This window comes from Streptomyces sp. NPDC001410, from assembly GCF_042895235.1.
Taxonomy (GTDB): domain Bacteria; phylum Actinomycetota; class Actinomycetes; order Streptomycetales; family Streptomycetaceae; genus Streptomyces.
The window spans coordinates 181177-204386 of sequence record NZ_JBIAWE010000019.1 but is presented as its reverse complement, the minus strand read 5'-3'; the positions used below and the strand labels follow the sequence as shown (position 1 = coordinate 204386).

The window sequence follows — 23210 nt, the reverse complement described above, 5'->3', positions numbered from 1 at the left end:
GACACCGGTGACCTGGGCCATACGTACGGGTAACTTCCCAACCGGCCCTGCCAAACATCCGTAAGCCCACTGGAGCCGTGATGCCCGAAGCCGTCATCGTCTCGACCGCCCGCTCCCCCATCGGCCGCGCCGGCAAGGGTTCCCTCAAGGACCTGCGCCCCGACGACCTGACCGCCACCATCATCCAGGCGGCGCTCGCCAAGATCCCCGAGCTGGACCCGCGGGACATCGACGACCTGATGCTCGGCTGCGGCCTCCCCGGCGGCGAGCAGGGCCACAACCTCGGCCGCATCGTCGCCGTACAGATGGGCATGGACCACCTGCCGGGCTGCACGATCACCCGTTACTGCTCCTCCTCGCTGCAGACCTCCCGCATGGCCCTGCACGCCATCAAGGCCGGCGAGGGCGACGTCTTCATCTCGGCCGGTGTCGAGACGGTGTCCCGTTTCTTCAAGGGCAGCTCCGACGGCCTCCCGGACACGCACAACCCCTTCTTCGCCGAGGCCGAGGCCCGTACCGCCGCCGTCGCCGAGCAGGAGGGCACCACGTGGCACGACCCGCGTGAGGACGGGCTGGTCCCGGACGCGTACATCTCGATGGGCCAGACCGCCGAGAACCTGGCCCGCTGGAAGGGCGTCACCCGCCAGGAGATGGACGAGTTCGGCGTCCGCTCGCAGAACCTCGCCGAGGAAGCCATCAAGAACGGCTTCTGGGAGCGCGAGATCACCCCGGTGACCCTCCCCGACGGCACGGTCGTCAGCAAGGACGACGGCCCGCGCGCCGGCGTCACCCTGGAGGGCGTGTCGGGCCTCAAGCCGGTCTTCCGCCCGGACGGCCTGGTCACGGCCGCCAACTGCTGCCCGCTGAACGACGGCGCGGCCGCGCTGGTCATCATGAGCGACACCAAGGCCCGCGAGCTGGGCCTGACCCCGCTCGCCCGCATCGTGTCGACCGGCGTCTCCGGCCTCTCCCCCGAGATCATGGGCCTCGGCCCGGTCGAGGCGAGCAAGCAGGCCCTGCAGCGCGCCGGCCTGACCGTCGACGACATCGACCTGTTCGAGATCAACGAGGCCTTCGCCGCCCAGGTGATCCCCTCCTACCGCGACCTCGGCATCGACCTCGACAAGCTGAACGTCAACGGCGGCGCCATCGCCGTCGGCCACCCCTTCGGCATGACCGGCGCCCGCATCACCGGCACGCTCATCAACTCGCTGCAGTGGCACGACAAGCAGTTCGGCCTGGAGACGATGTGCGTCGGCGGCGGCCAGGGCATGGCCATGGTCATCGAGCGCCTCAGCTGATCTGATCCACCCTCGGTAGCCGAGCCGGTACGGAAGGTCAGGAAACGACCCAGAACCCGGAAAACACCCGGGTTCTGGGTCTTTTTGTGATCCAATCTCCCCCAGGATGTGACCTATCTCCCTCGCTGGGGGTATCACTGCAGGTCAGCGCAGGTCAGCGCGGTGACGGGCGAAACCTCAAGCCCAAAGTCCTGTCCGTTTCGTGACGTTACGCACTGACAGCTGCTTAGTCCGCCCTTCAAGCTGATGTAGGAAGTCGGGGGTCGACTTTGAACCTGGGAGTACGTCAGTGAGCGCCATGCCGATCGCCCTGCTGCTCACCACGGTCGCCACGGGCGCCGTGGGCGTCGCCGTCCTGCGCACGGTCCTGAAGCTGCGCCGCCAGCTCACGGAGCTGCAGGCCCAGCTCGCCGAGAACCAGGCCGCAGCCCTGGGCGCGCTGCTGCCCGCGGCCCGCACCGCCGCCGACACGGACGAGATACGCGCGGCCGTGGCCGAGGCGCTCGCCGAGGAGCGTGAGCGCGAGCTGGCCGAGGCCCGTGCGTTCTGGGCCGCCCAGGAGGCTCGTGACGCCTCCGACGCGCCCTCCCTGCTGGGCCTGCCCGAGAGCGACCTGTTCCTGCCCCGGCAGGCCGACTTCGCGGGTCTGGAGCCGCTGGAGCCGGTGTCCGAGCCGTCCACCGAGGCCGACGAGTTCTCCCCCAAGGACTTTGTCCAGGGAGGCACCTCCACGGACTCCCCCGAGCTGGCCGCGGCCCGCCGCCGTCACCCCTCGCACCCCGACTTCGTCCCGGTGCAGTCGCCGGCCGTGAACGACCACGAGCGTACGGTGACCACGCTGGAGCAGCTGGCCGCCGACCAGGTCGAGCTGTCCGACGTCCGCCCGGGCCCCCTCGGCACCCTCGACGTCTACGTCTTCGCCGACGGCACGACCCTGTGCATGACCCCCGGCCACCGTGAGACGGCCGAGCGCCTGGCGGCGGCTCTCCGCGAGGGCGAGACCCCGTACCTCCTCGGCGGCTCGGGCATCTCGGGCGCCTACACCCTGACCTTCGCCTGCGGCAAGGACACGGTCTACATCCTGGCCGACCGGGTCATCGCGTCGCTCTGACGTCAGACTCCGGCTCTTTTGCGGGCCTCCTCCACCAGCTCCACGGCCTCGGTGACCTGGTCCGCGTTCTCCAGCAGCACCGCCAAGTCGTGCCCGGCCACCATGATTTGGTCGGCGGCCGCGAACATCCCGGCGTCCGGCATCTCCCGGGGCTCCGCAGCGGGCTCCTCCAGCAGCTGCGCCCGCCGGGAAAGTTCCCTGGCCACGGCCAAGGCCTCGGCCGCGGCGCCGCGTTGGAGCCGGCTCTGCGGGGCCGCCCGCAACCGGTCGGCGAAGTGATCCACTGCTCGGGTCAAGGGCGTCGTATCAACCACGCGCCGAGCGTAACGCGCCGCACTGTTGCCAATACGCGAACGCTCAGGCACGGTGACGTGAAGGACCGGCTTACATCCCCTTTGCGTTCGGAGGCGCCGATGTCCCAGCTCTTCTCCGAGGAGACCCACCGCAATCTGCTCGCCCGCATCCCCCACTGCACCGGTCGTGAGGTTTCCGACTGGCTGCGCACCGTCGAAGAAGGCCCCGCACTGTTCCGCTTCGAGGAGAAGGTCAGCTGGCTCCGGCACGAGTACGACCTCGCGTACGGCCACGCGAAGGCGATCGTCCACGAGTACGACCTGAGGAGGGCAGCCCGCAAGCTGCTCTGAGACCCGTAAGCCCCCGAGACACCGAGAGGGCCCCGGGGCGAGCCCGGAGCCCTCTCGTACGACCGGATCGCCGTGATCGCAGCAGCTGCAGCACAAGATCTTCCCACTCTGGGCCAACGGCCTCAGGTCACGGCTGGTGGGAGCCGTGGAACACTTTTCGATATGGGAGAGCCAGTCGAAATCGTGCCATACGACCCAGCTTGGCCAGCGATATTCGCCAGGTGGGGTGAGCACTTACGTGCGGCTCTCGGGGATGCTGTAGCTCGTATCGACCACATCGGGTCCACCTCGGTGCCAGGACTGGCGGCCAAGCCGGTGATCGACATCCAGATCTCAGTGGCATCGCTGGAGCCGACGGACACGTTCCTGGGCCCGCTCACAGGCATGGGCTTCTTGTACCGGGCGGACAATCCCGAACAAACCAAGCGGTACTTCCGGGAACCTCCAGGTCAGCACCGCACACACGTGCACGTGCGCCAGCTGGGTAGTTTCTCCCAGCAGTTCCCGCTGCTGTTTCGCGACTATCTCCGCTGCCACACGTCTGCCGCGACCGAGTATGCAGCAGCCAAAAGGCGCTGCGCGGCCAAGTTCCGCTACGACCGGCCCAGCTACGTCCGAGCGAAGGATCCCTTCGTGTGGGACATCATCCGACGCGCTGACGCCTGGGCTCAGGACACCGGCTGGCTCCCCGATCCCACTGACGCCTGAACCTTGCCTCCAGCCGAGATCCTCGCCATCCTCACGTCTCAACCAATCTGGTCGCCCCAGGTCACAGCTCTGGGCCGGGGCCAGATCGTTTGAGACGGGACAGCGGGGAAATCAGCCGCTGCCACCGTTGAGATCGAGTTGGGCGTCCGCACAGCGACGCGAGGCTCGAATGTGTGACCTTTTCATCGGGGTGTCGTTGATCGGGTGATGGCACCGCGAGCAGGAACGCGGTGCTGCGCAGGCTGACTGTTGCTTCGGGAAGGGGGCGGTCATGCAGGCTGCCCAGACGCGGCGGCTCCGGGGGAAGAACAAGGCCCCGAAGTGGACCAAGCCCGACGACGGGACGGTGTCAGTGATGGTGCTGCCGCTGGCCGTCACCGACCCTGCCGACCTCACCCGGCTGGAGAAGCTGTTCGGCGTGATGTGGTCGATCAAGCGGGCCGTCCAACGCGACGCCCGCGCCAAGGTCGATGCCTACTGGGCCGCCGAACACGAGCGCCACCGCGACGGGGCGAAAGCCGTGCGGCAGCGCCTCGGCCTGTCCCGTGAGGCCCTGGAGCGCTGCGCCTACCGACACCTGGAGGACGCTGGGCACCTCAAGCACCACGCCACCAAAGCGTTGGCTGTGCACATTGCTGACGAAGTGTGGAACGGTGTCTCCCGTCATCTGTTCCCGGACGCCACCGGTGAGCGATTCGGTCGCCCGAGGGTCGGCAAGTGGCACGACTTCACCCGGATTCCGGGCCGCGCCCGCTCCCACACCATCGCCAACAAGTGGGAGACCTTCCGTCTGATCGGCACCCTCCACGGGCACGCCATGGCCTACACCGACGGCGGCCGGCACGACCTGATGCAGCCACGCCGGATGCCGAAGCCGACCGTGCCGGACGGCAAGGTCCCACCGGCAAGCTCAGCGCGTCCGGGAAACCGAGTACGCGCAAGGCGTCCTGGTGGGACCACACCGGACCCCTTGCCGTGATGTTCGCCGGGGGACCGGACAGCAAGCTCGGTGACCTTGTGCTCCCTGTGCGCATCCCGCAGGGGCCGGGGCAGTGGGCGCGCGTGGAACAATTCCTTTCCGACCCTCGCCGCTGGCACAAAGTGGACCTCGTGCGCCGCCGCAAGGCCTCCGCGCCGGGCGGCTGGGTGTATGAGGCGCACCTGATGGTCCTCGGCCCCGGCTACTCTTCCCCGGCAGTGCGGGAGATGCGGCAGCGTTCCGCGATGCTGGAGCGGATCGGCGGTGTGGACGGCAACGTCTCCAACCTGTCGGTGGTCTCCTTCCCCGCCTCCTTGGACCCTGTCGAGGGCGCCCCGGAGTCGTCAGAGATCGTGCTCATGAACGAGGAGCGGGCGCGGCTGGAGAAGGAGGCGAAGAAGCAGCGAGGCCGGGCCAGGGCGTTGGAGCGCTCCCGCCGGGCCACGAACACCGCCCAGTACGGCCTTTCCAAGCGGCAGGCCAAGCGCGCCGAGCGCCGGACTGCCAAGGGCCTCAAGCCCAAGGCGGTGACGGTGCCGGGTGGTGCCCGCGATGCCCGGTCGAACGGGGTGCCGAAGCAGGCGTTCCACCGCGACCGGCTGTCCAACGGCTACCAGGGGCTGCGCGCCCACCAGGCCGAAGCCGCCGCAAGCACTGCCGAGTACCGGCGCCATCGCGCCCGCGCCGTGGCCCGCGACATCATCGCCGTCCACGGCCCCCACCTCACGGTGGAGGACTGCGACATCCGCACCTGGTACCGGCTATGGGGCAAGCGCCTCTCTCAGACCACACCCGGCATGCTGATCTCCGCCCTGGAGACCGGGTGCAAAGCCGCCGGTGGCCGCCTCATGCGGGCCTCCACGTGGTCAACAGCCCTGTCCCAGCACTGTCTCTGTGGTGAGCGCGTCACCAAGGCCCTGCAGGACCGGGAGCACAAGTGCATCGCGTGCGGGCTGGTCGGCAAGCGCGATCTCGTGTCCGCAGCTCTGGCCGCCTTCGTGGACCCGGCCGCCGCCGACCCGAGCACTGCCCGGCTGGACAGCGCCCGGTCGCGGCACGCACAGATCATCTTCTCCGAAGGGCTGGAAGAGGCCCTGCGTGAGTCAACCACACCGTGCCAGAACACCCTTCCAAGTGCTGGTCGCGTGGCAGTCCCCCGCCAGCGGGTGACCTCTGCTCACCGAATCGCCGGAAGGCGGGATCGAGCGACCCCGGATGAGCCGCGCCCCGTGCGCGACCACGCCGGAAAGCCCGGACCCCGCCCCGCGTGCAGTCCCCGGCTCACCCTTTGGTGAACTGCGGATCAAGTCTTAGTCGTTGTTGCTGAAGATCGCCACCAGCCGCAGCATCTCCACGTAGATCCACACCAGGGTCATGGTGAGGCCGAACGCGGCGAGCCAGGACTCGCTGCGCGGGGCGCCGTAGGCGATGCCGTCCTCGATCTGCTTGAAGTCGAGGGTCAGGAAGAACGCGCCGAGCACGATGGCGATGATGCCGACGATCGCGCCGAGCGGGCCCATGCTGCGCAGGCCGCCGTTCTCGGCGACGCCGAACGCGACCAGCAGCAGGTTGACCGCCATGACGAGGACGAAGGCGATGGCGATGGCCGTGCCGATGCGGGCGTAGCGGGCCGTGACGCGGATCCAGCCGGCCTTGTAGATCAGCAGGGTCGCGGCCGAGACCGCCATGGTGCCGAGCACCGCCTGGAAGGGTGCGCCGCTCCAGCGGCTGTTGTACATCTCGCTGATGACGCCGAGGAAGACACCCTCGAAGGCGGCGTAGCCCAGGATGAGCGCGGGCGACGGGGTGCGCTTGAAGCTCTGCACCAGTCCCAGGACCATCGCGATGATGCCGGCGCCGAAGGCGAGGCCGTAGCTGGTCGCCGAGACCGGCAGCAGCACCCAGGCGAGGACGGCGCCGACGACGACCGTGCCCAGCGTGAGGGCCGAACGCGTGACGACGTCGTCCATCGTCATCCGCCCGGTGGTGGCCGGGGCCTGCGGCGGGGCGCCGTACTGCACGCTCTGCTGGCCGTACGGGTTCTGGGCGTAGGGGTTCTGCGCGTACGGGTTGCCCTGTGCGTACCCGGCCTGCGCTGCGGTGTTGAAGCCGGCGTAGCCGTTGTCGCGGCTGAACCCCCGTCGCGAGAAGACCGGGTTACTGCTCCTCATTTCACTCCTCCATGGCCACCGTGCGCGGCCTTGGCCTCAAGGGTAATGGATTGGCAAAGGATCGACCGTGATACCTGGGGAGGATCTTTCCCCTGCCGTGCTGCGCAACACGCTAACCGGAAGGCTCATTCCCGGCCATGGGCGGCTCAGTCCAGGGGGAAGCCGGTGTAGGCCTCGGCCAGATCGGTCTCGGCCGCGCGGGAGGAGGCGATGCGTTCCAGCCGGGCCAGCTGGAGGCGGGCGCCGAAGTCGGTGGCGTCCGGGGCGCGATGGAGCAGGGTCGTCATGTCGTAGGAGAACCGTTCGGCCTGCCAGACGCGGCGCAGGCAGGTCGCCGAGTAGGCGTCGAGGAGGCCGGGGGAGCCGGTCTCCCTCTCGTGGACGAGTGCCCGGACGAGGGTCATCACGTCCCCGACGGCCAGGTTCAGCCCCTTCGCGCCCGTGGGCGGCACGATGTGGGCGGCGTCGCCGGCGAGGAAGAGCCGGCCGTGACGCATCGGTTCGTGCACGAAGGAGCGCATGGGGGTGACGGACTTCTGGGTGATGGGCCCGCGTTTCAGCGTCCAGCCGTCGTCGGTCGCGAAGCGCCGCTCCAGTTCGGCCCAGATCTCCTCGTCGCCCCACTCCTCGGCCTTCGTGTCCGCCGGAACCTGGAGGTAGAGGCGGGATACCGACGGGGAGCGCATGGACAGCAGGGCGAAGCCTCGGTCGTGGCGGGCGTAGACCAGTTCGTCGTGCGAGGGGGCGACGTCGGCGAGGATGCCCAGCCAGGCGTAGGGGTACGACCGTTCGAACACCTGGGAGACGGCGGCCGGGAAGGCCTTTCTGGCCACGCCCCAGAAGCCGTCGCAGCCGACGACGTAGTCGCATTCCAGCACGTCCTCGCGCCCCTGATGCCGGAAGGGGATCCGCGGCCGGTCGCCCTCCGCGCCCTCGACGGCGAGCGCCTCCGCCTCGAACAGCAGCGGGCCGCCCTCCTCCAGTTGGAGGGCTATGAGGTCCTTGCAGACCTCCGTCTGGGCGTAGACCATCACGGACCGCCCGCCGGTGAGTCCGGGGAAGTCGACGCGATGGCGGCGCCGGTCGAAGCGCAGCTCGATGCCGTCGTGCCTGAGCCCCTCGCGGTCCATCCGCTGCCCGGCTCCGGCCTCGCGCAGCACGTCCACCGTGCCCTGCTCCAGGATCCCGGCGCGCTGCCGGCGCTCCACGTAGGCGCGGTCGCGGCTCTCCAGGGCGACCGAGTCGATGCCGGCGCGGTGCAGCAGCCGCGCCAGCAGCAGCCCGGCCGGACCGGCTCCGATGATCCCGACGGTGGTACGCATCGGCCGTTCCCTTCCCTCTGACACACAGTCCTCTGACACACAGTTTGTTCGTCTGGTGAAATTTTCTTCACTGAGTTGCGAGTGTGAGTCTCCGACTGTGGGCACACCGCTGTCAACGGTTGTGCTGTCATGTGAGAGGTGGGTGCGAAGACGGAAAGTGCCCGGAGCCGGACTTGAACCGGCACGCCCGCGAAGGGGCAGCGAGGTTTAAGCTCGCCGTGTCTGCATTCCACCATCCGGGCAGGCCATGGGCTCCGCTTCGAGGTTCCGAGCCTATCGGTGCGCATCCCTCGAACAGCGGAGGGGACAGCCCGATGTTGTCTTATTTTATTGACGTCTGAGGGTGCATCAGCCCACGGAACGCGCCATCCGCACTTGCCAATAGCGTGACGTGGCGTGGGCGCGTGCGTACACGGAATGACGGAATTTCACCTACCGAACGAGGGCGGTCGTCCGGTTCTGGACCCCGCGGGTGTCAGGGTCGACCGTCCTCCCCAGGTATGACTCGGGCCCGCTCCGTCCGACCGGAGTCGCCCCTCGGAACCGGATCAGCGACTGACTACACGGGCGCCGGCGGCCGAGACGATGGATCCGTCCCCACGAACCGACGTCGTCCCGACAGGAGCACCTTCCCGTGACCACCACACCCACCGCCGGCCGGACCACGGCCGTGGCCGCACGCGCCACGGAGCTGTCGAAGATCTATGGGCAGGGCGAGACCCGGGTGGTCGCCCTGGACCGGGTCTCCGTCGACTTCCGGCAGGCCGAGTTCACCGCGATCATGGGCCCGTCCGGCTCCGGCAAGTCCACGCTGATGCACTGCGTGGCGGGCCTGGACAACTTCTCCTCGGGCTCCGTGCGGATCGGCGACACCGAGCTGGGCTCCCTGAAGGACAAGCAGCTCACCAAGTTGCGCCGGGACAAGATCGGCTTCATCTTCCAGGCCTTCAACCTGCTGCCCACGCTGACCGCGCTGGAGAACATCACCCTCCCGATGGACATCGCGGGCCGTAAGGCCGACAAGGCGTGGCTGGACCAGGTCATCCAGATGGTCGGCCTCTCCGGTCGGCTCAGCCACCGGCCCTCGCAGCTGTCCGGCGGCCAGCAGCAGCGCGTCGCCGTCGCCCGTGCGCTCGCCTCCAAGCCCGAGATCATCTTCGGTGACGAGCCGACCGGAAACCTCGACTCGCGCTCCGGCGCCGAGGTGCTGGGCTTCCTGCGCAACTCCGTGCGCGAACTGGGCCAGACGGTGGTCATGGTGACCCACGACCCGGTCGCCGCGGCCTACGCGGACCGCGTGGTCTTCCTCGCCGACGGGCGCATCGTCGACGAGATCTACGGCCCCACGGCCGACTCCGTGCTCGACCTGATGAAGCAGTTCGACGCGAAGGGCCGTACCAGCTGATGTTCCGCACCGCCCTGCGCAACGTACTCGCGCACAAGGCCCGGCTCCTGATGACCGTGCTCGCCGTCATGCTCGGCGTGGCGTTCGTGTCCGGGACGCTGGTCTTCACCAACACCATCTCCGAGGCCTACCAGAAGAGCTCCGCCAAGGGCTTCGACCAGGTCGACGTCGCCGTCACGGCCAAGTACCAGGACTCCGAGGGCGACAAGGTCGGCAAGACCCCCGAGCTGACCCAGGCGCTGCTCGACAAGGCCGGCAAGGTCCCGGGCGCCGCCTCCGCCACCGGTGTCGTCACCGGCTTCACCGCGATCGCCGACAAGGACGGCAAGCTGCTCGGCGGCGGCTGGCAGTCCGAGGGCGGCAACTACTGGGGCACCAAGGACGCCCGCTACCCGCTGGTCAGCGGTCACGCCCCCAGCGGCAGGGGCGAGGTCCTGATCGACTCCAAGACCGCCGAGCGCGCCGGCTACAAGGTCGGCGACACCGTGCGCATCTCGGTCGACGGCCCGGTGCTCACCCCGCGCATCAGCGGCGTCTTCACCACCGACGACGGCAACGTGGCCGCGGGCGGCAGCCTCGCCCTGTTCGACACGCCGACCGCCCAGGCGCTGTTCGGCAAGAGGGGCGCGTACGACGAGATCGACGTGAAGGCGGCGGCGGGAACCAGCCAGACCGCGCTGCGGGCAGCGCTGGACCGGGCGCTGCCGTCGAAGCTGGTGGAGACCAGCACCGGCAAGCAGCTCGCCGACGACCAGGCGCAGCAGATCTCCTCCTCGATGAGCGGCCTGAAGCAAGCGCTGCTGGTCTTCGCCGGTATCGCCCTGTTCGTCGGCACGTTCATCATCGCCAACACCTTCACCATGCTGGTCGCCCAGCGCACCCGGGAACTGGCCCTGCTGCGGGCGGTCGGCGCCTCTCGCCGGCAGATCACCCGGTCGGTGCTGATCGAGGCGTTCGCGGTCGGCACGGTCGCCGGTGTGACCGGTCTGGTCGCCGGCGTCGGCATCGGCGCGGGGCTGCGGAGCCTGCTGGGCTCCTTCGGCGCGAGTGTGCCGGACGGGCCGCTGGTGATCACGCCGGGCACCGTGGTGGCCGCCCTGGCGGTCGGCATCGTCATCACCGTGCTCGCCGCCTGGCTGCCGGGCCGCCGGGCCGCGAAGATCCCGCCGGTGGCGGCGATGAGCAGCGTGCACGCCAAGGCGACCACCAGGTCGCTGGTGCTGCGCAACACGCTCGGCGCGCTGTTCTCGGCGGCCGGTGTCGCGGTGGTCCTCGCGGCCACCACGATGGACGCCGACGCCGCCGAGGGTCCGATGGGTCTCGGCGCGGTCCTGCTCATCATCGGCGTGTTCATCCTGACCCCGCTGCTGTCCCGCCCGCTGATCGCGGCCGCCGCCCCGGTGCTGCGCGTGTTCGGCGTCTCGGGCAAGCTGGCCCGCCAGAACTCGGTGCGCAACCCGCGCCGTACGGCGGCCACGGCGTCCGCGCTGATGATCGGCCTGACCCTGATCACCGGTATGACGGTGATGGCGGGCAGCCTGCAGACGTCGATCGACAAGATGGCCAGCTCGGCGATCCGTGCCGACTACGTCGTCTCGATGGCCAACCGCGGCCCGCTCTCCCCCGACGTGGCGAAGAAGATCGCCGCCGACTCCGACGTCACCGCCAGCAGCCCGCTGCGCAACGCCGTGTCCCGCGTCGACGGCCAGACCGAGTTCCTGACCGGCGTCAACGGTTCGGCCATCGCCGAGCTGACGGACCTCAAGGTGGCCGACGGAGCCTTCAAGGTCGGCGGCACGCAGGTGGTCGTGGACCAGGACCGGGCCAAGGACTACGGCTGGAAGGCCGGTTCGCGGTTCACGGTGCACTACGAGGACGGCAAGGCGCAGAAGCTGACCGTCGCCGGGGTCTACGAGGGCAACGACATGCTCAACGGGATCATGATCGACAACCGTGTCCTCACCCCGCACCTGAGTGACGCCTCGGACATGCAGGTCATGGTCAAGACGGCGGACGGCGCCTCCGATTCGGTCAAGGACCGGCTGGAGAAGGCACTCGGCTCCAACCCGGCGATCAAGGTCCAGGACAAGCAGGACATCTCCAACGACATCGCGAAGATGTTCACGACGATGCTGAACATGCTCTACGGCCTGCTCGGCATGGCGGTGATCGTCGCGGTCCTCGGTGTCATCAACACCCTGGCCATGTCGGTCTTCGAGCGCTCGCAGGAGATCGGCATGCTCCGCGCGATCGGCCTGGACCGGGCCGCCGTCAAGCGGATGGTCCGCCTGGAGTCCCTGGTGATCTCCCTGTTCGGCGGTGTACTGGGCATCGGTCTGGGCGTCTTCTTCGGCTGGGCGGCCGGTGAGCTGCTGGGCACGAAGATGGCGACGTACGAACTGGTCCTGCCCTGGGGCCGGATGACGGTCTTCCTGCTGCTGGCGGCGGTGGTCGGCATCCTGGCCGCGCTGTGGCCGGCCCGGCGCGCGGCCCGGCTGAACATGCTGACGGCGATCAAGGCCGAGTAGCCGTACGACGGACCGAGGGCCCCACTCCGGGACGGAGCGGGGCCCTTGGCATGCCCGGTCAGGAGTTCCACGTGCGGGTGCGCAGTGGCAGGCCGGACCCGCCGGGCTCCGGGGTGCGGACCGCCAGAACCTGGTTGACGCCGATGCGGTTGCGTTCGAAGGCGAGCGCGCAGGCGGCCATGTACAGCAGCCAGACGCGGGCGCGACCGGGGCTGGTGAGGCGGACCGCACGGTCCCAGTCGGCCTCCAGGTTGGCGACCCACCGGCGCAGGGTGCGGGCGTAGTGCTCGCGGATCGACTCCACGTCCCGGACCTCGAAGCCGGCGTGCTCCAGCTGGGTGACGGTGGTGCCGATCGGGGCGAGTTCGCCGTCCGGGAAGACGTAGGCGTCGATGAACCGGTCGGTCTCGTAAGCGGATTCGTCGTGCTGCGGGCGACGGGCGATCTGGTGGTTGAGCAGCCGTCCGCCGGGCTTCAGCAGGGCGTACAGGCTGCGCGCGTACGCCAGGTAGCGTTCGGCGCCGACGTGTTCGGCCATGCCGATGGAGGAGATGGCGTCGTAGGGGCCGTCCAGGACGTCCCGGTAGTCCTGGACCCTGATCTCCACCCGGTCGGTCAGACCCTCGTCCGCGACGCGCTTACGGGCGTACGCGGCCTGTTCCTGCGACAGCGTGACCCCGACGACGCTCACGCCGTGCTCACGGGCCGCGTGGATGGCCATCGAGCCCCAGCCGCAGCCGACGTCCAGCAGCCGCTGACCCTCCTTCAGGCCGAGCTTGGCGCAGACGAGTTCGAGCTTGTCGCGCTGGGCGGACTCCAAGGTGCCGCCGTCCTCCCAGTACGCGCACGAGTAGACCATCGACGGTCCGAGGACGATCTCGTAGAAGTCGTTGCCGACGTCGTAGTGGTGGCTGATGGCCTCCTTGTCGCTGCGCCGCGTGTGCAGATGACGGCGCCGGCGGACCTCCTCGCGCGGCGGGGCGGGCGGGATCGGCGGCCCGACGAGCTTGAGCAGCTCGCGCCCGGCGGCCCGTACCTCGGGGTCGCGCAGTGCCTGGGCGAGGCTGCGGGAGTCCTCCCCGCGCTCCCACACCAGTGCGGCCATGGCGTCGAGTGCGGCGTACAGGTCGCCCTCGATGCCCAGGTCTCCGGCGACCCAGGCGCGGGCGAGGCCCAGCTCGCCCGGTTTGAACAACATGTGGCGCAGGGCGCGGCGGTTGCGGACGACGAGCGTCGGCGCGTCCGCCGGTCCCGCCTGCGACCCGTCCCAGGCTCGTAGCCGCACCGGGAGCGGGGCTCCCAGCATCTGCTCGGCAAGACTCCTCAGCCGCGACGCGGCTTCGGCCATGGCGCACCTCCGGTGAAAGGAATCGGCTGCCCGCTGGATCGTCTCCATCCGGCTGGCAGGGAAACGACCCGGCACGCCGACGTCATTCCCCTCCGCACGCTCCTGCCGACACGATGGCCGAACCGTCACACTCCCGCGTTAGCGCTGGGGACCGTGTTCGGTCAAGTCCCGAGATCCAGGGTCATGCCCCGATTGAACCAGAAGGTCCTTAATAGAGGCAGAACATCTCGTTCACCCCTTCCTCACTACTTCTGGATGTGAACTCCCATGACCCCTCTCGCCAGGTTCCGGCGCCTTGCCCTGCTCGCCGCTTCGACCACCGTGATCACCGGCGGCGTGCTGCTGCCCACCAGTGCCTTCGCCGCTCCGGCGACGCCCCCGGCCGCCGCTGCGGCGGCCGTCGCCGACGCCGCCACGCGGTGGACGCAGAGCACCGACGACCCGAGCGGCGTCACGGCGGAGCTGCCCGGGGACGTCCAGGTGCAGAAGGACACCGTGAACGGCTTCCAGGCCCGCACCTACCAGGTGGGCACCGACTACGGAGTCATCGGCTTCGTGGTCTACGACGCGCCGCGCGGCGGTGGCCAGTGGGACCTGAAGGGCAGCCTCAAGAACGCGCTGGACAACTACAACAAGGACTCCCGGTCCGCCGACGACCGGCTCACCAGTCATGACGTCCGGGAAAGCACCACGGACGGCGGCCAGCCCGTGCTCGACGCGGCCCTCTCCGCCGGTGACGGCACGGCCGGCCACACCCGCTTCATCGATCTCGGCGACCACTTGGTCCAGATCGAGGTCCTGGGCACCAAGGACGCGCAGAAGACCATGGACGCGGACTATCGGCAGTCCCTCAGCAGCCTCCAGCTGCCGAGCGGCACCACCACCCGGTCCTCGTGACCCGACGCCCGCTACAGGCGGCTCAGCATGAGCGTGAGGGCGTGCACCGCCTCCTCACGGTTGCGCCCCTGGCCGCCCGAGCGGGCGACGGTCGCCTGCATCAGGACCTGCCCTTTGCGGCCGGTGAGCTGCGTGTAGTACTGGTCCAGCTTCAGGCCCGTCTCGTCGACGACCTGGTGGCCCTCCTCGCCCGCCACCTCGTCGAAGCCCTTCAGACCCGGAACGTCGACCGCGCGGACGTCCACCCACTTCTGCTTGCTCGCGGAGTCGTACTCCGTCCTGCATCGCCGCGCGTCCGTGCGGAACCGGGCGATGCCCGCCGCGGCGGAAGCGGTGTCCCGATGGACGATGACCGTCGACGTGTTGACCACCCTCCGGTCCGGGCTCTGGGCGTTGCGCTCCAGAGCGGCCAGCATCTTCACCGGTGTCTGCACCGCGAGGTAGCAGCTGGCGTCGGCGAACGACTCCGTGACGTCGCCGGTTTCGTAGGGGGTGCTGCGCACATAGCCGGACCCCCAGTCCGCGGGCTTCAGGGCCACGCGTCCGGCGAGGTCCCGGGCCTGTGCGGCGGTCTCGACACGTTCGTGTGCCGGCTCGCCGCCGCCGAGCAGGATCACGAGCCCCACCACGATCGCCACCACGGCGGCGGCAGCGCCGATGAGCGCGGGCGGCCTGAGCCACCAGGGGCGCCGAGGAGGCGGCTGACCGGAGCCGGGGACCCCGAACAGGGGGCCGGGTGGCGGGCCGAGCGGCGGTTGCGTGCTCACGTGGCTCCTGTACCACCCGCGCCCGGGATGCCGGGGCGGCGTGTGCAGAGATCACCCCACTGACGGCCCGATCGGCTCCCTGGGACGGTACGGCGCACACGACGAAGGGGCCGCCCGCACCACGGATGGCGGGCGGCCCCTTCGGGCTGTCGGACGACCGGAGGTCAGGAGGCCTTGGCCTTCTCGCCGGTCTTGGCGGCGGCGACCGGCGCCGGCTTGGCAGCCTCGTAGAACTCCTCGCGCGGGTTCTCCATGGCGCCGAGGGAGACGACCTCGCGCTTGAGGAACATGGCGAGGGTCCAGTCGGCGAAGACGCGGATCTTGCGGTTCCAGGTCGGCATCGCCAGACCGTGGTAGCCACGGTGCATGTACCAGGCGAGGCGGCCCTTGAGCTTGATCTTCATCTTGCCCATGACGATCATCGCCACGCCCTTGTGCAGGCCGAGACCGGCCACCGCACCCTTGTTGGCGTGCTCGTACTCCTTCTGCGGGAAGCCCCGCATACCGGAGATCACGTTGTCGCCGAGGACGCGCGCCTGACGCAGCGCGTGCTGGGCGTTCGGCGGGCACCAGGCGTTCTCGTTGCCCGCCTTGCGGCCGACGAGGTCGGGCACCTGGGCGTTGTCGCCCGCGGCCCAGATGTAGTCGGTGCCGGCGACCTGGAGGGTCGGCTCGCAGTCGACGTGACCGCGGGGGCCGAGGGGCAGGCCGAAGCGGGCCAGGGCCGGGTTCGGCTTGACGCCGGCGGTCCAGACGATGGTGTTGGAGTCGACCTCGAGGCCGTTCTTCAGCACCACGTGGCCGTCGACGCAGGAGTCCATGGAGGTGGAGAGGTAGATCTCCACGCCCCGGCTCTCCAGGTGCTCCCTGCCGTACTGGCCGAGCTTGGGGCCGACCTCGGGAAGGATCTTGTCGGCGGCGTCGACGAGGACGAAGCGCATGTCCTCGCGGGAGACGTTCTTGTAGTACTTGGCCGCGTCCCGGGCCATGTCCTCGACCTCGCCGATGGTCTCCGCACCCGCGAAGCCACCACCGATGAAGACGAAGGTGAGCGCCTTGCGGCGGATCTCCTCGTCGGTCGTGGAGTCGGCCTTGTCCAGCTGCTCGAGGACGTGGTTGCGCAGGCCGATGGACTCCTCGATGCCCTTCATGCCGATGCCCTGCTCGGCGAGGCCGGGGATCGGGAAGGTGCGGGAGACCGCGCCCATCGCGATGACGAGGTAGTCGAAGGGCAGCTCGTACGCCTCGCCCACCAGCGGGGCGATCGTGGCGACCTTGCGGTCCTGGTCGATGGTGGTGACCCGGCCGGTGAGGACCTCCGCCTTCGGCAGCACGCGTCGCAGCGGGACGACGACGTGCCGAGGGGAGATGCTGCCGGCGGCGGCTTCGGGGAGGAAGGGCTGGTAGGTCATGTACGACCGGGGGTCGACGACCGTGACGGTCGCCTCGCCGTAGCGCATCTTCTTGAGGATGCGCCGAGCTGCGTACAGGCCTACGTACCCACCGCCTACTACGAGGATCCTGGGACGCTCCGTGGTGCTCATGCCATCGAGTATCCACCCGCCCCAGGAGGGGTGCTCGTGCGCCCCTTCACAAGCTCCGACAGGCCCTGTGCTAAACTCCGCGACCCGCGTGACGCAGGTCATGGCGCCGAGGGCGAACCCCTGGGCGGTCTGACCCGTTGTCAAGGCCGCGTGAGCTGCCTCTCTGTGCGACCGGGGTGGCTGTGAGCACCTCGCAACACCCCTGGAGCACCCCCTTCCGAGCCCCTGTTGCATCCACCGTCTGAACATGTTCAAACGGCCTGGGCATCCACGGAAGGGCCAACCGGCCCCTTTTTACGGTTCCACGAGGCGAAATTCCTTGTGAAGAACTTCACGAACTTTTCCGACCGACCGTCACCGAGGGGCCCGCGAGGGCCCCCCAGTCCCGCTCAGACGTTATCCGACCTGCTCAGTCGGCAGCTACCAACGAGTAACAAAAGAGAGCTACGCCACCGACCACGCGATGCCGTCGAGGATGTCGTGCTCGCTGACGACGACCTCCTCGGCCCCGGTCCGCTCCATGATCGCGAGCAGCACGAGGGCGCCCGCGCCGATGACGTCGACCCGGCCCGGGTGCATGGACGGGATCGCGGCGCGCTCGGCATGCGTGGAGCGCAGCAGCCACTCGGTGATCTCGCGGACCCGGTCGCGGGAGATACGGGAGTGGTGGATGCGCGCGGAGTCGTACTCGGGCAGGTCCTGGGCGATCGCGGACACGGTGGTCACCGAGCCGGCCAGGCCGACCAGGGTGCGCGCCTCGCGCAGCGGGACCGACTCCTCGGCCAGGTCCAGGGCGGCCTCGATGTCGGCCCGCATCGCGGCGATCTGCTCCGCGGTTGGCGGGTCGCTCACCTTGCCGTCCTGCACCAGATGCCGCTCGGTCATCCGCACGCAGCCGACGTCGACGGACCGCGCGGCCCGTACGTGGTCCTCGCCCACGACGAACTCGGTGGAGCCGCCGCCGATGTCGACCACCAGGTAGGGCTTGGCGAGGTCCTCGCGGCCCCTCAGTTCCTTCGTGGCGCCGGTGAAGGAGAACTCGGCCTCCTGGTCGCCGCTGATGACCTCGGGCTCGACACCGAGGATGCCGACGACACCGCGCACGAAGTCGTCCCGGTTCTCCGCGTCCCGGGAGGCGGAGGTGGCGACGAACCGCACCTTGGCGGCGCCGAGTTCACGGATGACGTCCGCGTACTCGCGGCAGGCCGCGAAGGTGCGCTCCAGCGCCTCGGGCGCCAGCCGGCCGGTGCGGTCCACGTCCTGGCCGAGCCGCACGATCGTCATGCGCCGGTCCAGCTCCAGCAGCTCGCCGGTGGCCGGATTGACGTCGGCCACGAGCAACCGGATCGAGTTCGTACCGCAGTCGACGGCCGCGACCCGCGAGAAACCCTCGGCGACCAGCGGCTTGCCGGCGAAGAAGCCGCTGCGGGCCTCGGCGGGGTCGAGGACCGCGCCCTCCTCGCCCGGGTGCTCGTCCGCCGGGTCGGGCGCCTCCAGCGGCTGCACGCACGGCCCCTTGCGCCACCACTCCGGGAGCATGGCGATCGCCTCGTCGCCGAGCGGGTTCACGCCCGGGCCGGCGGCCAGCGAGTGGGCCACGAGGACGTGCAGGCACTTCACCCGGTCGGGCATGCCGCCCGCGCTCGGGAAGCCCGCCAGGACCTCGATCTCGTCCCGGCGCCGGATGTAGTCCTCGTGCGCGGCCCGGTACGCGGCGGCCAGCTCGGGGTCGTTCTGCAGCCGCTCCGTCATCTCCTTCATGACGCCGTCCGCCTCCAGCGTGCCGATCGCCGAGGCGGCGCGCGGGCACGTCAGGTAGTACGTCGTCGGGAAGGGCGTGCCGTCCGGCAGCCGCGGGGCGGTCTCCACGACGTCCGGCTGCCCGCACGGGCACCGGTGCGCGATCGCCCTCAGCCCGCGCGGCGGACGCCCGAGCTGCTGCTTGAAGGCCTCGACGTCCGCGTCGGTCGGCTCGGTACGCGGAGTGGGCGGCGGAGGCGTTTCCATGACTGTGTTCAGCTGTCTTTCTGTCGGTTCACTGGTCGGAGGCGTCGGACTTGTCGACCCCGTCCCAGACGTTCGCGTACCAGGGCCGGTGGGCGGCCCTGAGGTCGGCGCGGGACTGCTTGGCCGTGCCCGGGTCGATCACGACGTACCCGGTCTCGCCGGGCATCACATAGTGCAGCCTGCGCCGGATCTGCTGCTCGGCATAGGCGTCGTCCTGCCAGCGCGCCTTGAGGTCGCGCAGCTGTTCCACGCGCCCCCGGGCCTGCTCCTGCTGCCGCTGCTGGTCGGCGATCTCGGCGCGCTGGGAAACGTACTGCCGCATCGGATAGGCGAGCGCGACGATCAGCGAGCACAGCACGAGCGCCAGCAGCGCCGCGCGGCCGGTGAGGCGGGAGCGGCGGGCCTGCCGCTTGGTCTGGGAGCGGTAGACGCGGGCCGCCGTCTGCTCGCCGAGCAGCTTGAGCCTGGTCGCGGTGGAGAACCGGTCCCGGTCCTTCACGGCCATGTCCCCGCCTCCCCTTCACACGCGCGTACGTCCCCGCACACGGTACGGGACCGAGTACGGGGACGTACGTACGACTGGCTGAGGATTGGCCCGAGAGGGGTCAGCCCTTGAAACGGGGGAAGGCCGAGCGGCCGGCGTACACCGCGGCGTCGTCGAGGATCTCCTCGATACGCAGCAGCTGGTTGTACTTGGCGACGCGCTCGGAGCGGGCCGGGGCGCCGGTCTTGATCTGGCCGCAGTTGGTGGCGACGGCCAGGTCGGCGATGGTGACGTCCTCGGTCTCGCCGGAGCGGTGGGACATCATGCACTTGAAGCCGTTGCGCTGGGCCAGCTCGACGGCGTCCAGGGTCTCGGTCAGCGAACCGATCTGGTTCACCTTCACGAGCAGGGCGTTGGCGGTGCCCTCCTCGATGCCGCGGGCCAGGCGCTCCGGGTTGGTGACGAACAGGTCGTCGCCGACCAGCTGGACCTTGTCGCCGAGCTTGTCGGTGATGACCTTCCAGCCGGCCCAGTCGTCCTCGAACAGCGGGTCCTCGATGGAGACGAGCGGGTAGGCCGCCACGAGCTCCTCGTAGTACTCGGTCATCTCGGCGGCCGAGCGGGACTTGCCCTCGAACTCGTACTTGCCGTCCTTGTAGAACTCGGACGCGGCGACGTCGAGCGCGAGCGCGATCTGCTCACCGGGGACGTAGCCGGCCTGCTTGATGGCCTCGAGGATGAGGTCGAGGGCCTCGCGGTTGGAGCCGAGGTTCGGGGCGAAGCCGCCCTCGTCGCCGAGGCCGGTGGACAGGCCCTTGCCCTTCAGGACCTTCTTGAGGGTGTGGTAGACCTCGGTGCCCCAGCGCAGGGCCTCGGAGAAGGACTCCGCGCCGATCGGGGCGATCATGAACTCCTGGATGTCCACGTTGGAGTCGGCGTGCGAGCCGCCGTTCAGGATGTTCATCATCGGCACCGGCAGCAGGTGCGCGTTCGGGCCGCCCAGGTAGCGGAAGAGCGGGAGGTCGCTGGCCTCGGAGGCGGCGTGGGCGACGGCGAGGGAGACGCCGAGGATGGCGTTGGCGCCGAGGGAGCCCTTGTTGTCGGTGGCGTCCAGGTCGAACATGGCCTGGTCGATCAGGCGCTGCTCGGTGGCGTCGTAGCCGACCAGCTCCGGGCCGATCTGCTCGATGACGGCGAGGACGGCCTTCTCGACACCCTTGCCCTGGTAGCGGTTCGGGTCACCGTCGCGCAGCTCGATGGCCTCGAAGGCGCCGGTGGAGGCGCCGGACGGGACGGCGGCACGACCCGTGCTGCCGTCGTCGAGGCCGACCTCGACCTCGACCGTGGGGTTGCCTCGGGAGTCCAGGATTTCCCGGGCTACGACGACGTCGATGGACGGCACGAGCATCTCCTTCGTGGATGTGACGCTGGTTGTGCGGGGCTTGTGTGCCTTGCGCCTAGAGCCTAACCGTCCTGGGGGCGTCGGCCACCGACCGACCGACCCGTGGACGGAGAGGGACAGGGAGACCGTACCTATTGTTCACGCTCGGAACAAAGAGGCTTGTGGATGAGGCCCGGCCGAAGAGTGGGGAAACAGGCGGGGAGACAGAGGGGAAACGGGGCGGGGAGCGAGGCGGGGACACAGGGTGGGGGCACAAACAACCCCGCCCCGGCGCGTACGGGGGAACACGCGCCGGGACGGGGAGCCCGTGGGGACGGGGGGAAGACCCTCACGAGGCCTTCAGAGTGGGGGCAGGCCTTGTGAGAGCGCTGTGGTTCCGGTGGGAGCCAGGTGTCACTTCAGGTGCAGCTGCTGGCCCGGGTAGATGAGGTCGGCGTCCTCGACGATGCCCTTGTTCAGCTCGAACAGCTTCTGCCAGCCGCCCTTGACCTTGTGCTTCTCGGCGATCGTGCCGAGGGTGTCGCCCTTGACCACCTTGTACTCGCCGTCGCCCTTCTTGACCTTCTTGCCGGTCGGGGTGGTGACGGTCTGGCGCTCGGCGGACCGGGAGGCGGCCTGCTGCTCGGTGGCGCGGGTGGTGGTCGTGGTGGTCTTCGAGGCGCTGCTGCTCGACGGGGCCGCCGCGGTGCCGCTGTACGGGGTGCTCGACAGGCCCGTGCCGCAGACCGGCCAGGCGCCCTTGCCCTGGGAGGCGAGGACCTTCTCGGCGACGGTGATCTGCTGCTGCTTGGTGGCCAGGTCGGCGCGGGCGGCGTAGGCGGTACCGCCGTAGGCGGCCCAGGTGGAGGCGGAGAACTGCAGGCCGCCGTAGTAGCCGTTGCCGGTGTTGATCGACCAGTTGCCGCCGGACTCGCACTGGGCGACCTTGTCCCACTCGGAGGCGGTGGCGGCGGAGGCGTTGCCGGCCGCCATCAGCGGGGCGGCGATGGCGGCGCCGGTGACACCGGCGAGCGCGATGACACGGGTGGCCTTGAACGGACGACGGTGCGTGCCCTTGCCGGAGAACAGCATGGATCGATCCCCTCACCGACGCCTGCGAGGTGAGCTGTCGGGTTCGGGCCGGTTGAGTTGCCCGGCCGCGGCCCTTACGGGACGCGGCTTCACCCCAAGCCGGTACCGACATCAACTGCCGGTCCCGGCACTTACCTTGGGTCCCCCGCTCCTGCCTACGGCGCATGACGCGACGACTGTTCCCGGGCGGCCGCTGGCAGGACTCGGCGTTGCGGATGCCGGGGCTCGTGGTGACGAGCGGCCTTGACCGTAGACAGGCGATGGGCGGAATTTCAAAGACGATCAGGGCTTCTGAGACTCATCCCACACTTTCACCAAAAGGGACATTAGGGAGCGAAGCGGGGCGTCAACTCCCGCTACTTATCGCCCTCTTCGGCACCGACTTTCAGGGTCTGACCGGCACTGATGTGGTTCGGGTCGGCGCCGATGGCCTTCTTGTTCCCGGCATAGAGCGCGTGCCATCCGCCGTCGAGGTCAAGGGAGTCGGCGATGGAGCAGAGGGTGTCACCCTCGCGGACGGTGTAGGTGCCCGCGTCGCGGCCGGCATGGCGACCCGACGGGGTGTCGTTCTGACCGTTTGTCGCGCTTTCGTCCGCACTTGCACCACGGTGACGTCCGCCACTGCCGAGGGCGCCGGTGTCGACCAGGCTCGAAGAGCCGCTGGTCTGCCACGAATTGTCCGAGCCCTCCGTTGCGGGATCCGTGGTGACGGACTCGTCCCCCTGAACGTCTCCGGAGTCGGGCGATGCGGATTTGTCGGACTTGGGAGTGTCTGTGCTCTTGCCGGAGCCCTTGGAGTCGGCGTCCTGGTCAGCGCTCGGGGACGGCCTGCCCTTCGCATCCGAGGAGGAGTCGGATGAGGGTGACGAGGAGGATGAATCCGACAGGTCGGAAGAGTCGGAATTCTCGTCGGAATCGGAACTGCCGTCCGACTTGGACGAGTCCGAGGACTTGGAGGAGTTCCCGGAGTGCGCCGAGCCCGAGTCGGAGTCCGAGCCCGAGTCCGAGACGCCCGTGTCGACGTCCACGGAGTCGGACTTCGAGGTCATGCCGGAGAGCAGGGCGCAGGTGGCCCAGGGGGTGGTGCCCTGGTCGTCGAGGATCCTCTCGGCGACGGCGATCTGCTGCGAACGGCTGGCCTGGTCGGCGGTGGAGGCGTACTTCGTGCCGCCGTACTTGTCCCAGTCGTCCTGGGATATCTGCAGGCCGCCGTAGTAACCGTTGCCGGTGTCGGCGCTCCAGGAGCCGCCGCTCTCGCACTCGGCCACCTTGTCCCATGTGGTGCCGTCGGCCGCGTTGGCGCTCGCCGCGCCGAGCAGCGGGATGGCGATGGCGGAGCCGGTCACGCCGGCCGCGACGAGGAGGGCCGGAGCCTGACGGGGGCGACGGTGACGACCGTTCCCGGAGAGCATGCGGAAGCCTTTCGTGCGACAGCGGGGCCGGCGTGGCCGATGGAACTCGGGGGCCACGCTGATGAGTGAACGTATCGGCAGACGATCACTTGTCACAAGTTAATGCCGC

General features: G+C 69.5%; 20 protein-coding genes, 1 tRNA gene, 1 pseudogene and 1 riboswitch. Of the genes and pseudogenes, 9 read left to right on the top strand and 13 right to left on the bottom strand.

Going from position 1 to position 23210, the window contains the following annotated elements:
- Positions 1-80: 80 nt before the first annotated feature.
- Together ACFY3C_RS35395 and ACFY3C_RS35390 are read left to right on the top strand one after the other, a co-directional pair.
- A complete protein-coding gene (locus ACFY3C_RS35395; protein ID WP_390773708.1) occupies positions 81-1301 on the top strand; it encodes an acetyl-CoA C-acetyltransferase in 1221 nt (406 codons plus the stop codon).
- Positions 1302-1599: 298 nt separating this feature from the next.
- Positions 1600-2412, top strand: a complete 813-nt coding sequence (locus tag ACFY3C_RS35390) for a hypothetical protein (protein ID WP_390773720.1) — start codon at positions 1600-1602, stop codon at positions 2410-2412.
- 2 nt (positions 2413-2414) lie between these two features.
- Here the strand turns inward: ACFY3C_RS35390 and ACFY3C_RS35385 are convergent, their stop codons facing one another.
- Positions 2415-2726 carry a hypothetical protein gene (locus ACFY3C_RS35385; protein WP_186581361.1) on the bottom strand — a complete coding sequence of 104 codons (312 nt, stop codon included), beginning with the start codon at positions 2724-2726 and terminating at the stop codon, positions 2415-2417.
- A gap of 99 nt (positions 2727-2825) precedes the next feature.
- On the opposite strand from ACFY3C_RS35385, the gene ACFY3C_RS35380 reads away from it, so the two are divergent.
- The 4 genes from ACFY3C_RS35380 (at position 2826) to ACFY3C_RS35365 (ending at position 6038) form a co-directional block, all read left to right on the top strand.
- A complete protein-coding gene (locus tag ACFY3C_RS35380) occupies positions 2826-3056 on the top strand; it encodes a DUF4287 domain-containing protein (RefSeq protein WP_020940491.1) in 231 nt (76 codons plus the stop codon).
- Between the two features lie 162 nt (positions 3057-3218).
- On the top strand, positions 3219-3764 hold the full coding sequence (locus ACFY3C_RS35375; protein WP_390773707.1) for a GrpB family protein: 546 nt from the start codon (positions 3219-3221) through the stop codon (positions 3762-3764).
- A 271-nt stretch (positions 3765-4035) separates the two neighbouring features.
- Entirely contained in the window at positions 4036-4743 is a 708-nt protein-coding gene (locus ACFY3C_RS35370; RefSeq protein ID WP_390773706.1) for a hypothetical protein, read from the top strand.
- A gap of 131 nt (positions 4744-4874) precedes the next feature.
- Positions 4875-6038: a hypothetical protein gene (locus tag ACFY3C_RS35365; RefSeq protein WP_390773705.1), complete on the top strand. Its 1164-nt coding sequence runs from the start codon at positions 4875-4877 to the stop codon at positions 6036-6038.
- Between the two features lie 15 nt (positions 6039-6053).
- Here the strand turns inward: ACFY3C_RS35365 and ACFY3C_RS35360 are convergent, their stop codons facing one another.
- The 3 genes from ACFY3C_RS35360 to ACFY3C_RS35350 all read right to left on the bottom strand — a co-directional run bounded on the left by ACFY3C_RS35360 (position 6054) and on the right by ACFY3C_RS35350 (position 8478).
- Positions 6054-6914 carry a Bax inhibitor-1/YccA family protein gene (locus ACFY3C_RS35360; protein WP_386573175.1) on the bottom strand — a complete coding sequence of 287 codons (861 nt, stop codon included), beginning with the start codon at positions 6912-6914 and terminating at the stop codon, positions 6054-6056.
- Between the two features lie 146 nt (positions 6915-7060).
- Positions 7061-8236: a 4-hydroxybenzoate 3-monooxygenase gene (locus ACFY3C_RS35355; RefSeq protein ID WP_390773704.1), complete on the bottom strand. Its 1176-nt coding sequence runs from the start codon at positions 8234-8236 to the stop codon at positions 7061-7063.
- Positions 8237-8394: 158 nt separating this feature from the next.
- Positions 8395-8478 (bottom strand) — tRNA-Leu (locus ACFY3C_RS35350).
- A gap of 392 nt (positions 8479-8870) precedes the next feature.
- Here ACFY3C_RS35350 and ACFY3C_RS35345 point away from each other — a divergent pair.
- The gene (locus tag ACFY3C_RS35345) at positions 8871-9641 is read left to right on the top strand and encodes an ABC transporter ATP-binding protein (RefSeq protein WP_386573177.1); all 771 of its coding nucleotides are present in this window, start codon (positions 8871-8873) and stop codon (positions 9639-9641) included.
- On the top strand, positions 9641-12169 hold the full coding sequence (locus tag ACFY3C_RS35340; RefSeq protein WP_390773703.1) for an ABC transporter permease: 2529 nt from the start codon (positions 9641-9643) through the stop codon (positions 12167-12169). Before ACFY3C_RS35345 ends, ACFY3C_RS35340 begins: the two co-directional genes overlap by 1 nt.
- Before the next feature lie 58 nt (positions 12170-12227).
- On the opposite strand, the gene ACFY3C_RS35335 is transcribed toward ACFY3C_RS35340, so the two are convergent.
- A complete protein-coding gene (locus ACFY3C_RS35335; protein WP_390773702.1) occupies positions 12228-13517 on the bottom strand; it encodes a class I SAM-dependent methyltransferase in 1290 nt (429 codons plus the stop codon).
- A gap of 267 nt (positions 13518-13784) precedes the next feature.
- Between ACFY3C_RS35335 and ACFY3C_RS35330 the strand changes: the two genes are divergently transcribed.
- Positions 13785-14414, top strand: coding sequence for a hypothetical protein (locus tag ACFY3C_RS35330; RefSeq protein ID WP_390773701.1), 630 nt, complete (start codon positions 13785-13787; stop codon positions 14412-14414).
- Positions 14415-14425: 11 nt separating this feature from the next.
- Here the strand turns inward: ACFY3C_RS35330 and ACFY3C_RS35325 are convergent, their stop codons facing one another.
- The 8 genes and pseudogenes from ACFY3C_RS35325 to ACFY3C_RS35290 form a co-directional block, all read right to left on the bottom strand.
- Positions 14426-15181, bottom strand: coding sequence for a hypothetical protein (locus tag ACFY3C_RS35325; RefSeq protein WP_386573182.1), 756 nt, complete (start codon positions 15179-15181; stop codon positions 14426-14428).
- A 164-nt stretch (positions 15182-15345) separates the two neighbouring features.
- Positions 15346-16725 carry an NAD(P)/FAD-dependent oxidoreductase gene (locus tag ACFY3C_RS35320; RefSeq protein WP_386573183.1) on the bottom strand — a complete coding sequence of 460 codons (1380 nt, stop codon included), beginning with the start codon at positions 16723-16725 and terminating at the stop codon, positions 15346-15348.
- Between the two features lie 444 nt (positions 16726-17169).
- Positions 17170-18126: an exopolyphosphatase gene (locus tag ACFY3C_RS35315; RefSeq protein ID WP_390773719.1), complete on the bottom strand. Its 957-nt coding sequence runs from the start codon at positions 18124-18126 to the stop codon at positions 17170-17172.
- Between the two features lie 204 nt (positions 18127-18330).
- Positions 18331-18732, bottom strand: a pseudogene (locus ACFY3C_RS35310) (DUF501 domain-containing protein); the annotation flags it as partial.
- Between the two features lie 28 nt (positions 18733-18760).
- A complete protein-coding gene (locus ACFY3C_RS35305) occupies positions 18761-19237 on the bottom strand; it encodes a septum formation initiator family protein (protein ID WP_386573184.1) in 477 nt (158 codons plus the stop codon).
- A 100-nt stretch (positions 19238-19337) separates the two neighbouring features.
- Entirely contained in the window at positions 19338-20624 is a 1287-nt protein-coding gene (eno, locus tag ACFY3C_RS35300) for a phosphopyruvate hydratase (protein WP_386573185.1), read from the bottom strand.
- A 387-nt stretch (positions 20625-21011) separates the two neighbouring features.
- Positions 21012-21689 carry a transglycosylase family protein gene (locus ACFY3C_RS35295; protein ID WP_390773700.1) on the bottom strand — a complete coding sequence of 226 codons (678 nt, stop codon included), beginning with the start codon at positions 21687-21689 and terminating at the stop codon, positions 21012-21014.
- Between the two features lie 4 nt (positions 21690-21693).
- Positions 21694-21862: riboswitch (cyclic di-AMP (ydaO/yuaA leader) on the bottom strand.
- Positions 21863-22045: 183 nt separating this feature from the next.
- A complete protein-coding gene (locus tag ACFY3C_RS35290) occupies positions 22046-23101 on the bottom strand; it encodes a transglycosylase family protein (protein ID WP_390773699.1) in 1056 nt (351 codons plus the stop codon).
- Between the last annotated feature and the right edge of the window lie 109 nt (positions 23102-23210).